The sequence below is a fragment of the Colwellia sp. NW0002-52-1 genome, from assembly GCF_057550865.1.
Genome location: NZ_BAAJLU010000013.1, coordinates 16,627 through 30,992, shown reverse-complemented (window position 1 = coordinate 30,992; position 14,366 = coordinate 16,627). Strand labels below are relative to the sequence as shown.

The window sequence follows — 14,366 nt, the reverse complement described above, 5'->3', positions numbered from 1 at the left end:
GTTTAATCGCAGGCTGTAGATACATTTTAAGAAACTTCATCATGTTTTAACCATTTTTTAACTGCTGTAGCTAACTCATCGGGATGAAATTTAGGAATAAAGTCTTCAGCCCCTACTTTTTCAACCATGGCATTATTGAAAACACCACTTAACGAGGTATGTAATATAACCGGCATTGCTTTTAATTTGTCACTGTTTTTAACTTCAGATGTTAATGTATAACCGTCCATCTCTGGCATCTCAATATCAGAAATCAGTAATGCCACTTTTTCAGTGATACAATTTTGACACTCGTCGGCAAGAAGTTTCAGTTGGTCTAATGCATCTTGACCATTTTTTGCCAGCAACATTTTTAACCCTAAGGGCTCAAGTGAGCGCTTAACTTGATTTCTAGCGACAGAAGAGTCATCGGCAATCATGATAACTCGCTCACCAATTTTTTCACCAACAGTAGAGTCAGCAATACCTTCACTTAAGTTAGTGGAGATAGGGCTAATTTCATTTAGAATTTTTTCAACATCAAGAATCGACACCATTTCGTTGTCTATTTCAGTAACTGCGGTTAGGTAGCTAGACTTACCTGCTCCTTCAGGTGGTGGCATCATGTCTTTCCAGCTAAGGGTTACAATACGCTCGACACCGGCAACAAGAAACCCCTGCACACTACGGTTATACTCAGCAATAATAACAAAGCTAGTGTCAGTTTGAACAATGTCAGGGCCGCCCGTTGCTTTGCTTAAATCGATTACCGAAATAGTTTGGCCACGAATATGCGCTACACCTTTAATAAACTTGTCTTGTTTGGGTAATAACGTCAATCTTGGGCATGGCATAACTTCACGCACTTTAAATACGTTAATACCAAAGCGTTGGCGACCTATAAGTTTAAACAACAACAGCTCTAATCTGTTTTGACCGACTAATTGAGTGCGCTGATTAACTGAGTCTAATATACCTGTCATAAGAAACCTCTTTGTATGCCAATGCAACTAACAAAGGCACGATTCTTGATTGTACAAACATTAAAACGACTACTGTCTAGGCAGAACGTAAATTCTTTGACGTTTTGCATGTTAATTTAAGTAAAGTTAACTAAATTAAGCGTAGACGAGTATTTTCATTTCCCTAGCAGTTAAATAAGAATTTATGAGCCCATTTAAGATATTAGCAGCAATACCCTTTATATACTTCGCTATAGTTAGCACTAGCTCAGCCATGACATTTGATCGCGAGTATCTTTATAACTTCATCAAAAAACATGTTGAAAGCAACGTAACTATACCTGCTCAAGGCAAGCTGAATGTTGAAGTATCTGAAATAGATCCCAGAATTTCATTGCAATCATGCTTGTTACCATTAACGGCAAATATACCTGAAAACCATAACGGTAGAAACGTAAATGTTAAAATTGTTTGTGCTGACGAAGATTCTTGGTATTTATATATTCCAGTAAGAATTCAAACAATAGTGCCTGTTTTAGTGACTCGTATAAGGGTAAATAAAGGCACTTTACTAAATCAAAGTAACATGGAAGTGATATTTAAAGACTCGAACCAAATACGCGGAACAGTGATGACTGACGCTACGTTAGTTACCGGTGCTCGTATTAAAAGAAATTTATCTAAAGGCAGTGTTATAACAGATAAAAATACTTGTTTTGTCTGTAAAGACGAACCCGTTAACATTATTGCTAAGTCTGAAAGCTTTGAAATTAAGTCTTCTGGCGTGGCATTAAATGACGGTAGTTTAGGTGAAATTATAGCGGTACGAAATAAACAATCAGGGCGAATAGTTCAAGGGCAAGTTAGCGCTATTAACCAAGTAATAATTAATTTATAATAATTGCTTAAGTTTTCTGCTATTTTGCCGATAAAAGGTTAGAAACCAATAACTGTTGTAAGTAGGACACAATAATGGCTATTAATATCAACAACTTGAATAACACTAATCAAGTAAAGCAACAAGTACAAACTAAACAGCAAGTTAGCGAAAATGCCAATGCATCGCAACAAGCTAAGTTATCACCACGTGATTCGGTGTCTATTACACCGCAAGCAAAACAGATGACTGAGTTGCAGAAAAAAGCAGCTGAATCACCGGTACTAAATCAGAAAAAAATTGCTGAATTAAAAGATGCTATCGCTTCTGGTGATTATAAAGTTAACCCTGAAAAATTAGCAGCAAGTATTGCTAGCTTTGAATTTGAACTTAACTAAATTTAACCTAAATAGCGCGTTAGATTTATGGAGTAAATAAGTGTCTGAAAAAATAACACCTCAGCAATTGGTTTCTCAACAGTTATCACAATTACTGCAGCTAGAAACGTTATTAAGTACAGAGAAAGAAATACTTCAACAGCAAAACCCTAATACTCTAATTAGTATTACTGCAGATAAAAACAGCTTACTTATCGCGATACAAGAAATTGACAATGCGATAGGACAAAGCTTTGAGTTTAAGCAAGAAAAGTTAGCGGGTAATTTCGACTCAGAATTAGCCGATATTGAAGCGTGTTTAGTGCGTTGTAAAAAACAAAACCAAGTTAATGGCCTGATTATTCATCAATCGCAGCTATCGGTTGAACGAATGAAAACCTCGTTACTAGAAAACCACAATAAGTCTTCAATGACCTATGACAGTAAAGGAAAAACCTCGGGCGGACTTAGTAGCCTAGGTATTAAAGCTTAGCGATCAACAATTCAGGTTGAATAATTAAATAACCTTGAATGACTCAAGTGTAGATATAAAAGCTTTAATCTAAAAATTCACTATAAAAAAACCAGCGAAAGCTGGTTTTTTTATAGTGAATTTTTACGATATTGGCTAATGGCATTAATTTACGACTTTAATAATACTTAATATTTCTAATTTTTTGACGATTAGCAGAAGCATTATATATTTCATATACATCTTTAAAGTCTAAACTTAACTCCGTTGTGTAGCTGTCACCAACGGGGTAGCTTTTAACTACTTTAGCCCCACGGATAATACCCTGTACAGATGCTTTTAGTTGTTGATTTTCAACAACTAGATTAGACATTGTTGTTTTACCATCAATACTTTGACCATAAACTTGTTCGGCTAACTCAGCATAAGCAGCGATTTTTGATGCCTTCATTGCCATTAACATACGTTGTGTTTTATCTGTTGATTTTTGCAAGCTTATAGGTGCTTGGCCTATAGCTGTTAACACTGGAAATTGCTCTGGCTTTACGTTTTGCCATTCAACATGTCGATCAAACACCGTAGAACATGCGCTCAAAACTATAGCACTTAACAAAACTGCGATATTATTGCGTAACGTATTCATATTCACCTTCGGTATTGTCATTTTAAACAAGTGTGTTTTACTTTTGTATAGCAATTGCACGAGCATCGTCAGCTAACATAGTACTATCACGTAAGATCATGCCGTCTTTTATTTGAACATTCTCGTCATTTTTAAAATCATCGCCAACGACCCAAGCCGGAATAAAAGATTGCGCTGTTGCCACAACAACACGTGACTGCATACCAATCATTCTAGCATTCACTAATACGCCAGATTCTTGCTGCATCATGGTGCCGGTAACTACATAGTCAATTATTTGTCGTTCAGGTAATTCTTTCCAATCTCGGCTAAATACATAATCGCCCTCTTCAGTAACACGAATATGCCCAGTAGTTTTAAAGTCTATAACCACCATGCCATGCCGTTGCATCTCATGTACAAAGCTTTCAGATAGTTGATTACCCAGCCAATTTGTTGATTCTAAGTTTTTTAAATCAACAAAAGATGCCACAGCAATTGGTGTTTTAGGGCTAACAAATGAGCTACTTTCTAGCATTTGGTAGGCAAGCCCTTTAACCACATCGTTAATCGCATGGCGAGGTAAAGAATAACTGTCAATTTCTTTTTTTTCTGTGTACTTAGCACCATAAAAGTCATTATTTTTGGTCTTAGCAGTGCATGCCATAAGCGTTGGTATTAGTAGAGCTATAAGCCAGTTTTTCATTGAGCTATCCCCAATTAATGCAAATATCATAAAATTAATACAAATATGAAAGCATGATCCGCGCCAATATTATAATTAAAACAGAACTTACCTTAATCAATATATACGAAAAGCAAGTAAGCGTTCGCTCTCGCGCTAAAAAAGTACAATTAAACGGCTGGATATAGGCCAGACAAAACACGGGCAATAATAACGTGCTCTAACGGTATTAAATTTATATATAAACTTAGCTTAATGATTAACGTATTAATGGGCACAAAAAGTGCATAATTTAAAGAAAGAAATTGTTTTCCTATTAAAAGAGACATTTATGCGCTTAAGTTTAATTACCCTATGTTTTGCTTTATACAGTAGCGTTAGCTTTGGCCAATGGTATGAATCGCAGGGCGTTGCGAATATAAGAAATGGTGATAATAAATCAGCAAAAGCTCAAGCCGTGCAAAATGCATTAAAAAAAGCTTTATTGGTTGCGGGTGCTTCAGTGTCAAGCGTACAACAAGTTGTTAATGGTCTACTCACTCAAGATCAAATCAGTATTCGAGCTAGTGGCAGTGTCAATTCATTAGAGTTAATTAGCGAAAGCTATGAAGGTGATATGGTTACCGTGACCATTCGAGCCGATATTTTCCCACAAGAAAAAAAGTGCTTTGCTGCTGACTATAAAAAATCTATGTTATTAACCCGCAGTAATATAATGCATCGTGAACAAGCTAGCATTGGCAACATTTACGCAATTGACAAAGTCTTGATAAAAAAGTTAGCCAACAAAATAAAACATAAAGGTATTTATTTAGACACCAAACTTGCTTTGCAAAGTAAAACAGAGTTTTCACGCTATAACCAAAGCTTACAAACACAGAGCTTAAAAAACTTAGCCATGTCATTAGCTAACATGTCAAACAGCCAATATGTTTTATTCTCTGAAATTCAAGATCTTTCGATGGCAGACCATGAAAACAATGAATGGCAGTTTTGGCAAAGTAACATCTATCAAAGACAATTCAATATCTCACTTTATGTTCATGATGGTACAAGCGGCGAAAGAATTTTCGATAAACATTACCTAAATTCTGCTCCATGGTCATTTGATAAGCGTAAGAATGTAGACGTAACTAGTCAAAATTTTTGGCAGAGTGAATATGGCCAAAAAATCAATATGTCTTTGGATGATATGGTGCAAGACATTGATGAAAGTATGATGTGCCAACCTACCCAAGGAAGAATTGTGCAAGTTCAGGGCAACTCAATTACCTTCAACTTAGGCAAAAGGCACGGGGTTCAAGTTGGCGATGAGTTTTCTTTACTGCACTTTAATAGTTTTGTGGGTGATGACAATCGTTCATATACCGGATTTAATATTAGTCCTTATAAAGTTATTGTTACTTCTGTTAGCCAAGATAGTGCTCATGCAACCACGACCGAACAACATATTCTCGACAATATTCAAATAAATGATTTAGCCGTAAGATACTAAAAAGTAGGTTAGGAATATCATGAACCGAGAGGTTTAATTAATGCTAATTATATTAATTAAACCTCTGTTAATGCTCATTTTATTTATTTTTTGAATACAAATAAATAAAAACGTTGTAGCATACTTGGGCTTTAAGCAGCACTTTATTGCTCAGATGAGTTAATACTGGGTATTTGTGATGAGATTACTTGCGCTTAGTCCCCTTAGTTCAATGGATAGAACGAGGACCTCCTAAGTCTTAGATACAGGTTCGATTCCTGTAGGGGACGCCAGCAATTGCTACTAGAAACTTCATTGAATTATATTTAAACGATCAATAATTATCGTTATACGTCACTCTTTCACATCCATGTGATCGTGACATACCGTACATCCTGTCATCGTCACTCTTTCACATCCATGTGATCGTGACATACCGTACATCCTGTACATAAAAAAGCCCCGCAATGCGGGGCTTGTAGTTTTAATGAGCTAATTGATAAGCTCTTAATTGTTTTGCTCTGTTGTAACTTCCTTGTCGTCTAATGCTGAGCCTGTGCTCAACACCGCTGATACTGCTAATATTAATACCGCTAATATTACCGTAGTCAGCTTAATTCCGCGTGACGACGACCTGTTCATTCTTTAATCCTGTGTTATGTAGTATTTTTTTTAATTATTATTAATACGACGCATTAACATTAAAGCAACTTATATAGATATTCAACCAAAAAGCTCATTAATTAAACAATTATTGATTCCAGTGAACATAATACTAAAAACAAAAGAGATCTATTAGCTCTCTTTCACATCGTCGCTATCAAATTAGCAATTACTATTTCATTAATTAAATCAGGTCATTTCACATTTAAATGCCGATAAATATAACTTAGTTAAAAATAATGCCAGAAAAATGCTAATTAAATTTGCAGTCAAGGGGCACTCTAGGTGAAAATAAGCGCAATTATATCCCATCAAATCTTACAATAATTGGAGCAATTATGCCGTCGCGTCAACAACTGGCCAATGCAATTCGAGTTTTAAGCATGGATGCCGTGCAAAAAGCTAAATCAGGACACCCTGGAGCCCCAATGGGCATGGCAGATATCGCTGAAGTTTTATGGCGTGACTTTCTAAAGCATAACCCAACAGATCCACAATGGGCTGATCGTGACCGTTTCGTTTTATCAAATGGCCATGGTTCAATGCTCATTTATTCATTATTGCATTTAACGGGTTACGATTTACCGATTGGTGAGTTAAAAAACTTCCGTCAACTACACTCTAAAACACCAGGTCACCCAGAATATGGTTACACACCCGGTGTTGAAACAACTACAGGCCCATTAGGCGCAGGTGTTTCAAATGCGGTAGGTATGGCAATTGCTGAAAAAACATTAGCGGCACAATTTAACCGCGATGGGCACGATATTGTTGATCACAACACTTATGTATTTTTAGGTGATGGTTGTTTAATGGAAGGTATTTCACATGAAGCCTGTTCATTAGCCGGCACATTAGGCTTAGGTAAGCTAATTGCATTTTGGGATGACAACGGCATTTCAATTGATGGTGAAGTTGAAGGCTGGTTTACTGATGATACTCCTGCTCGCTTTGCCGCCTACGGCTGGCATGTTGTAAGTGTTGACGGTCATAGCGCTGAAGCTATCGCCGCCGCTATCGCTGAAGCTAAGTCAGTTACGGATAAACCTTCAATGATCTGCTGTAAAACCATTATCGGTTTTGGCTCTCCAAATAAAGAAGGCACACACGATTGTCATGGTGCACCTTTAGGCGATGAAGAAATTGCAGCAACACGCGAAAAACTGGGTTGGTCACATGCACCTTTTGAAATCCCTGCTGATATTTATGCTGATTGGGATCAAAAAGAAAAAGGCGCTACTGAACAAGCAAGCTGGAATGATAAATTTGCCGCTTACCAAGCTGCTCATCCTGAATTAGCAGCAGAGTATGAACGTCGTGTAATTAAAGGTGAGTTACCTGCAGAGTTTGAAGAAAAAGCCAACGCTTACATTCAAGAATGCCAGGAAAAAGCTGAAAATGTTGCTTCTCGTAAAGCTTCACAAAATACGATTGAAGTATTTGGCGCTATGTTACCAGAATTATTAGGTGGTTCAGCCGATTTAGCCGGTTCGAACTTAACACTTTGGTCTGGTTCAAAAGGTATTCAAGATGACGCTGCCGGTAACTACATTTTTTACGGTGTACGTGAATTTGGTATGAGCGGCATTATGAACGGTATTTCATTGCACGGTGGTTTTATTAACTACGGCGCTACATTTATGATGTTTATGGAATATGCACGCAACGCGGTACGTATGTCTGCATTAATGGGCATTCAGAATATTTTTGTTTATACCCATGATTCAATTGGCCAAGGTGAAGATGGTCCAACGCATCAGCCAATTGAGCAATTAACTAATTTGCGTACAACACCAAATATGGTGACATGGCGCCCTGCTGATGCAACCGAGTCAGCGGTAGCATGGAAAAACGCTGTTGAACGCCAAAAAGCGCCAACATCATTAATTTTCTCACGCCAAGGTTTACCAGCATTAAGCCGTACTAGTACTCAAGTTACTGATATTGCTAAAGGTGGTTACATCTTAAAAGACAGTGTTGGTACCCCAGAAGTTATTTTAATTGCTACAGGCTCTGAAGTAGCTTTAGCGTTAAAAGCGGCTGAAAGCTTAGGCGATAACGTGCGTGTTGTTTCTATGCCATCAACCAATATTTTTGATGCTCAAGACAATGAATACAAAGAATCTATTTTACCAACATCAGTTACTAAGCGTGTGGCTATTGAAGCTGCACATACCGATTTTTGGTATAAATATGTTGGTTTAAGTGGCAAAGTTGTTGGCATGACAACCTTTGGTGAATCAGCACCAGGTAATGTACTGCTTGAGCACTTTGGTTTTACTGCTGAAAACGTAGTAAAAACGGTAAATAGCTTAAACTAAGCGCGTTTTTTACCGTCAAACGTTATACATAGCCAGTTAATAACTTATTAGCTGGCTATTTCCTTTTCTAGGTACGTTACCTATAAGATCCCAAAATATGTCAATCAATATAGCAATAAATGGTTTTGGAAGAATCGGCAGAAATGTTGTTCGGGCATTATATGAGCACGGAAGAACCGCCGACTTTAAACTCGTTGCTATTAATGAACTTGCTGAGCCTGAAGGTATAGCACATTTATTAAAATACGATTCTACCCATGGACGTTTTTCATTTTCAGTACAACAAAGTGATGGAAAATTATTTATTGCAGGTGATGAAATAGCGTTAAGCCATGAGGCCGATTTAAGTAATTTGCCGTGGCAAAAACATAATATTGATATCGTTATTGATTGCACGGGGCAATATGGCAGCCAAGCCGATGGCCAAATACATATTAACCAAGGCGCAAAAAAAGTGCTTTTTTCGCATCCTGGTTCGCAAGACTTAGATGCCACTATTATTTACGGCATAAATCATCAGTTACTTACGCCTACTGAAAAAATAGTTTCCAACGGCTCTTGTACCACCAATTGTGTCGTACCGGTTATTCAAGTACTAGACAAAGCTTTCGGTGTTGAAAGTGGTGCTATTACCACTATTCATTCTTCCATGCATGACCAACAAGTTATTGATGCTTATCACCCTGACTTGCGCCGCTCACGTGCGGCTAGCCAATCAATAATTCCCGTTGATACTAAGCTTGCTGCGGGTATTGAGCGTATTTTACCAAAATTTGCAGGCCGCTTTGAAGCAATAGCGGTGCGAGTACCAACTATCAATGTAACCGCTATGGACTTGAGTTTAAACTTATCAAGTGACGCCACTATCGTACAAATTAATCAGGCAATTATCGACGCTCAAAGTAATGGTTTAGCGGGTATTTTAGGCTATACCACTGAGCCATTGGTTTCTATTGACTTTAATCATGACCCACACTCAAGCATAGTCGATGGCAATCAAACCCGTGTTAGTCACAAACGTTTAGTTAAATTACTTATTTGGTGTGATAACGAATGGGGATTTGCTAACCGTTTATTAGATACCGCCTATACTATGTCAAAAGTAGGTTAATTCGATAACACTAAAAAATGAATTTTTTATTATTTACTTAACAGTTAAACCTTTACCAACAGGAAATAAACATGTCAGTAATCAAAATGACCGATTTAGCATTAAACAATCAACGTGTGCTTATTCGTGAAGACCTAAACGTGCCAATTAAAGATGGTAAAATAACATCAGACGCTCGTTTAAGAGCTGCTCTACCTACACTTAGACACGCTTTAGAAGCCGGCGCTAAAGTGATGGTAATGTCGCACTTAGGTCGCCCAACTGAAGGCGAATACAATAAAGAGTTTTCATTACAACCGGTAGCCGATTATCTTAGTGCTGCATTAAATGTACCTGTTCGTTTAGCTAAAAGTTATCTTGACGGCATAGACGTTAATATTGGCGAGTTAGTTATTTTTGAAAATATTCGCTTTAATACTGGTGAAAAAAATAACGATGATACTTTATCGAAAAAACTAGCTGCTTTATGTGACATTTTCGTTATGGACGCATTTGGTACTGCTCATCGCGCACAAGCAAGTACGCACGGCGTTGCAAAGTATGCACCAACTGCCTGTGCAGGACCATTATTAGCGGGAGAATTATCTGCCTTATCACAAGCACTTGATAACCCTGCCCGTCCATTAGTTGCCATAGTTGGTGGATCAAAGGTTTCAACTAAACTTACGGTACTTGATTCTTTGGCAGGCATTGTTGATCAATTAGTCGTTGGTGGTGGTATTGCTAATACGTTTATTGCCGCGCAAGGCCATAATGTTGGCAAGTCGTTATTTGAAGCTGACTTAGTTGATGAAGCTAAACGCTTAACTAAACAAGCCAATGACAATAATGGCTCAATCCCGGTACCAACCGATGTGGTTGTAGGACAAGAGTTTTCTGAAACAGCCGTTGCTACACTTAAAAATGTGAATGACGTTGCTGATGGCGATATGATCTTTGATATTGGTCCACAAAGCGCTAAAGCCTTAGCAGAGATTATTGCTAATGCTGGCACTGTTGTATGGAATGGCCCGGTTGGCGTATTTGAATTTGACCAATTTGGTCAAGGCACAGAAACTATCGCTCGCGCTATTGCCGACAGTAAAGCATTTTCTATTGCTGGTGGTGGCGACACCTTAGCTGCAGTAGATAAATATGATATTGCAGATAAAGTTTCTTACATTTCAACAGGTGGTGGTGCTTTCCTAGAGTTTTTAGAAGGCAAAAAATTACCGGCTGTGGCAATTTTGGAAGCTCGCGCTAAAAAATAAGTCTGTATTACACAAAACTAATAACCAACGAAAATAGCAGTGTAGAAATACACTGCTATTTTTTTATGCTAAAAAACAAGTAAATTAAGATTTACAACTTCCAAAGCAAACCGAAAAAGTGCATTAATGTCATTCAATAAAAGTAACTATTCAACATACAGCCCTTTGATACACATCTACATAAAGGTATAGCTATATATGTAATGTGGAAGCAGACCGCTGAGGGATAGTAATATGGATAGAAGGAAAGAAAAAAACGAATGTAGAATGATAACGTTTTTGCAGGTGCTCAATAAACCAGTCGGCTTAGTATTACTCATCAACAAAACATTATTCTAAAAATAAATTATATTTTCCGATGACATTCCGTAGTAAAATTACATAAATATCCTCGTAATCTTCGATAAAACCCCCTTTATCTCGCTGTTATTTTAGTAATAAAAAAACAAATCAAGCAACAGTAAATTATTGCTACTTTTTAAGTACTTTCAGGTAATTTTTTCTCGTGCAAAGCACCAAATTCTTCTGATACAATTACGACATGAAAGCATTAAGTTTCACAATGAAACTTTTTGAAATAAAATTTGAAATCAATTTTGTCACTATCATCAATCTCAGGAGTTAATTCATGGCTTTAGTTTCTATGCGCCAAATGTTAGATCATGCCGCCGAAAATGGTTACGGTATTCCAGCTTTTAACGTTAATAATTTGGAGCAAGTAAGAGCAATTATGCTTGCTGCTAACGATACTAATAGCCCAGTAATACTTCAGGGTTCTGCCGGTGCACGTGCGTACGCTGGTGCACCTTTTTTACGTCACTTAATCTTAGCGGCAATTGAAGAGTTCCCACATATTCCGGTGGTAATGCATCAAGATCACGGTACTTCACCTAGCGTTTGTCAACGTTCAATTCAATTAGGTTTTTCATCAGTTATGATGGACGGCTCTCTTATGGACGATGGTAAAACACCTTCCAGTTATGAGTATAACGTTGATGTAACACGTCGCACGGTTGAAATGGCACACGCTTGTGGTGTTTCAGTTGAAGGTGAATTAGGTTGTTTAGGTTCACTTGAAACAGGTGAAGCCGGTGAAGAAGATGGTATTGGCGCGGTTGGAAAATTAACCATGGACCAAATGCTAACAGATCCTGAAGAAGCGGCTGACTTCGTACAAAAAACACAAGTTGATGCTTTAGCAATTGCTTGTGGCACATCACATGGTGCTTATAAATTTACCCGTCCACCTACTGGCGACATACTTGCTATCGATCGTATTAAAGCGATTCATAACCGTATCCCAAATACCCATTTAGTTATGCACGGTTCTTCTTCTGTACCACAAGACTGGTTAGCGGTTATTAATGAATTTGGTGGAAAAATACCAGAAACTTATGGTGTACCAGTTGAGCAAATCCAAGAAGGCATTAAAAACGGTGTTCGTAAAATTAACATCGACACAGATTTACGTTTAGCTTCAACAGGTGCTGTTCGTCGATTTCTAGCGCAAAACCCTAGCGAATTTGATCCACGTAAATTTTTAAAAGCCTCAACACAAGCTATGTATGATATTTGTAAAGCGCGTTATGAAGCATTCGGCAGTGTTGGTCATGCATCTGGTATTAAACCAATTTCTTTAGACAACATGTTTATCCAGTACTCAACGGGTAAATTAGACGCAATAATTAAACAATAAAGTGGTACTCAGCGTGGTAGGTGTAAACGCTTACTAGCGTAAAGTTACTCTTATATTGCGAAGTTAATCTAAAAGTCCGATGATAATTTTTCATCGGATTTTTTGTTTTTAAAGCCAAAACGATAAATAAACACTAAATGACAGAACAATATCGCTAATTTTTGAACAATGTAATGATATTTCAATTAAGGTTCATTATAATCCTCCATCATAAAAATTCTCGGGTTACATAATGGACACAATTCAACACTGGTTTATAGACAATCAACAAATGCTGATAGATTTTGCAGTAAAATTAATCGTTGCTTTGGCGATCGTTTTCATCGGTAAGCTTGTTGCTAGTTTGGTTCGCGATGGTGTTGTAAAAGTCATGCGTCTTAGAGGCATGGATGAAACTATAATCTCATTTTTAGGTAGCTTACTTTATGGTACGTTATTTATTATTGTTATTATCGCTGCAATTTCCCACTTAGGTTTTAACACCACATCTTTAGTCGCTATTATTGGTGCTGCTGGCTTGGCAATAGGTTTAGCACTGCAGGGTTCTTTATCTAATTTCGCCTCGGGTGTCTTACTTATTATATTAAAACCTTTTAAAAGTGGTGACTTCATTGATGTTGCAGGTGTTACAGGCATAGTCGAAGAAATCCATGTTTTTTCAACAAAATTAAGAACGGGTGATAACAAAACAGTCATCATTCCAAACGGCAAAATTACCTCAAGTACGATTACTAACTTTTCTACTAAACCTGAGCGCCGCTTAGATTTAGTTATTGGTGTAAGTTACGATGCAGATCTTGCTAAGACTAAAGCATTGCTTACTAAAATTACGAACGAGCATGAATTAGTATTAAAGAACAAAGAAGTAGTCATTGGTGTTCAAGAATTGGCCGAAAGTTCAGTGAACTTTGTTGTGCGCCCATGGGTATCATCAGGCGACTACTGGCCATTGCATCGCGATTTACTGGAAAAAATAAAAGTTGCGCTCGACGATGCCGGCATTGAAATCCCTTATCCACAATTATCTTTACATTTAAGAAAGGAAGAAGAAAATGAATCATAAGTTATTATCAGCTGCCATCTGTTGTATGCCACTTATCGCTGCCGCAGAAGAAGCAACTGCACCAAAAGCTAAATCACCTTATACTGCTTCAGCAGAATTGGGCATGCTTTTTAAAACTGGTGATACAAAAAGTGCAGATGTTAAAGCAGGTTTTGACTTTACTCACCAAGCAAACGCTTGGAAATCAACCTTAAACTTAGGTTTGTTGGTAAAGAAGAGTGAAGAAGAAGATGAGAATGGCGAAGATCATTTTGAGACCAGCGATCAAAAATGGACTGTAGTAGGTCAAACTAACTATACACTAGACAAGACAAGTCCAAATTACATCTACGGTAATGCTTCTTATGAAGATGACCGCTTTAGTAGTTTTGACAACCAAAGTTCAATCTCTGCTGGTTGGGGTCGTCGTTGGTATGAAACAGAAAAAACAACATTAGATGCTGATATTGGTCCAGGTTTTAAACGCGATGTTGTAAGTGCAACTGATACTGATCCTGAAGAAATTAACACCGCTTTTATTGTTCAAGCACAAGCATTATATACTCGTGAATTAAATGAACATGTATTATTTAAGCAATTATTCGTGGCTAAATACGCACCTAAGTCTGATGCAAACAGCACTTATAAAGCAAGAACGTCAATTTCTACAAAGTTACTTGAAACATTACAACTTAAGTTTAGCTTTACCGTAGATTACAATACTGACGTTGATGAAGATAAAGAAAACCTTAATACTGAAACAGCAATGACGTTAGTTTATAGCTTCTAATTAGCTCGCTAAAATATTATTTCTGTACTCAGAATTGAAAAAGCC

Annotated in this window: 14 protein-coding genes and 1 tRNA gene; 11 read left to right on the top strand and 4 right to left on the bottom strand. The window is 37.4% G+C overall.

Annotated features, from left to right (window positions below; genetic code table 11):
• Positions 1 to 26: 26 nt before the first annotated feature.
• Complete coding sequence (locus AC27H3_RS12945) at positions 27 to 962, bottom strand: chemotaxis protein (RefSeq protein ID WP_487106803.1); 936 nt, start codon at positions 960 to 962, stop codon at positions 27 to 29.
• A gap of 184 nt (positions 963 to 1,146) precedes the next feature.
• Here AC27H3_RS12945 and flgA point away from each other — a divergent pair, with 184 nt between their 5' ends.
• The 3 genes from flgA to AC27H3_RS12930 all read left to right on the top strand — a co-directional run bounded on the left by flgA (position 1,147) and on the right by AC27H3_RS12930 (position 2,688).
• Entirely contained in the window at positions 1,147 to 1,839 is a 693-nt protein-coding gene (gene flgA / locus AC27H3_RS12940; RefSeq protein ID WP_487106801.1) for a flagellar basal body P-ring formation chaperone FlgA, read from the top strand.
• Between the two features lie 74 nt (positions 1,840 to 1,913).
• Positions 1,914 to 2,216, top strand: a complete 303-nt coding sequence (gene flgM / locus AC27H3_RS12935) for a flagellar biosynthesis anti-sigma factor FlgM (protein ID WP_487106799.1) — start codon at positions 1,914 to 1,916, stop codon at positions 2,214 to 2,216.
• Positions 2,217 to 2,256: 40 nt separating this feature from the next.
• Positions 2,257 to 2,688: a flagella synthesis protein FlgN gene (locus AC27H3_RS12930; protein ID WP_487106797.1), complete on the top strand. Its 432-nt coding sequence runs from the start codon at positions 2,257 to 2,259 to the stop codon at positions 2,686 to 2,688.
• Positions 2,689 to 2,845: 157 nt separating this feature from the next.
• On the opposite strand, the gene AC27H3_RS12925 is transcribed toward AC27H3_RS12930, so the two are convergent.
• Positions 2,846 to 3,310 (bottom strand): LPP20 family lipoprotein, encoded by a 465-nt coding sequence (locus AC27H3_RS12925; protein WP_487106795.1) that lies wholly within the window; start codon positions 3,308 to 3,310, stop codon positions 2,846 to 2,848.
• A 37-nt stretch (positions 3,311 to 3,347) separates the two neighbouring features.
• Positions 3,348 to 3,995: a FlgO family outer membrane protein gene (locus AC27H3_RS12920; RefSeq protein WP_487106793.1), complete on the bottom strand. Its 648-nt coding sequence runs from the start codon at positions 3,993 to 3,995 to the stop codon at positions 3,348 to 3,350.
• A gap of 310 nt (positions 3,996 to 4,305) precedes the next feature.
• On the opposite strand from AC27H3_RS12920, the gene AC27H3_RS12915 reads away from it, so the two are divergent.
• Together AC27H3_RS12915 and AC27H3_RS12910 are read left to right on the top strand one after the other, a co-directional pair.
• A complete protein-coding gene (locus tag AC27H3_RS12915; RefSeq protein WP_487106792.1) occupies positions 4,306 to 5,469 on the top strand; it encodes a flagella assembly protein FlgT in 1,164 nt (387 codons plus the stop codon).
• Positions 5,470 to 5,666: 197 nt separating this feature from the next.
• Positions 5,667 to 5,741: transfer RNA gene (locus AC27H3_RS12910), tRNA-Arg, on the top strand.
• Between the two features lie 214 nt (positions 5,742 to 5,955).
• Here the strand turns inward: AC27H3_RS12910 and AC27H3_RS12905 are convergent.
• Positions 5,956 to 6,090, bottom strand: coding sequence for a hypothetical protein (locus AC27H3_RS12905; RefSeq protein ID WP_487106790.1), 135 nt, complete (start codon positions 6,088 to 6,090; stop codon positions 5,956 to 5,958).
• 359 nt (positions 6,091 to 6,449) lie between these two features.
• Between AC27H3_RS12905 and tkt the strand changes: the two genes are divergently transcribed.
• The 6 genes from tkt (at position 6,450) to AC27H3_RS12875 (ending at position 14,321) form a co-directional block, all read left to right on the top strand.
• Entirely contained in the window at positions 6,450 to 8,432 is a 1,983-nt protein-coding gene (gene tkt, locus AC27H3_RS12900; protein WP_487106788.1) for a transketolase, read from the top strand.
• A 97-nt stretch (positions 8,433 to 8,529) separates the two neighbouring features.
• Positions 8,530 to 9,543: an erythrose-4-phosphate dehydrogenase gene (gene epd, locus AC27H3_RS12895; protein ID WP_487106786.1), complete on the top strand. Its 1,014-nt coding sequence runs from the start codon at positions 8,530 to 8,532 to the stop codon at positions 9,541 to 9,543.
• A 71-nt stretch (positions 9,544 to 9,614) separates the two neighbouring features.
• Positions 9,615 to 10,793 carry a phosphoglycerate kinase gene (locus AC27H3_RS12890; RefSeq protein ID WP_487106784.1) on the top strand — a complete coding sequence of 393 codons (1,179 nt, stop codon included), beginning with the start codon at positions 9,615 to 9,617 and terminating at the stop codon, positions 10,791 to 10,793.
• Between the two features lie 628 nt (positions 10,794 to 11,421).
• Complete coding sequence (fba, locus tag AC27H3_RS12885) at positions 11,422 to 12,489, top strand: class II fructose-bisphosphate aldolase (RefSeq protein WP_487106783.1); 1,068 nt, start codon at positions 11,422 to 11,424, stop codon at positions 12,487 to 12,489.
• A 232-nt stretch (positions 12,490 to 12,721) separates the two neighbouring features.
• Positions 12,722 to 13,552 carry a mechanosensitive ion channel family protein gene (locus AC27H3_RS12880; protein WP_487106782.1) on the top strand — a complete coding sequence of 277 codons (831 nt, stop codon included), beginning with the start codon at positions 12,722 to 12,724 and terminating at the stop codon, positions 13,550 to 13,552.
• Complete coding sequence (locus AC27H3_RS12875; protein WP_487106780.1) at positions 13,542 to 14,321, top strand: DUF481 domain-containing protein; 780 nt, start codon at positions 13,542 to 13,544, stop codon at positions 14,319 to 14,321. Before AC27H3_RS12880 ends, AC27H3_RS12875 begins: the two co-directional genes overlap by 11 nt.
• The last annotated feature ends 45 nt before the right edge of the window (positions 14,322 to 14,366 follow it).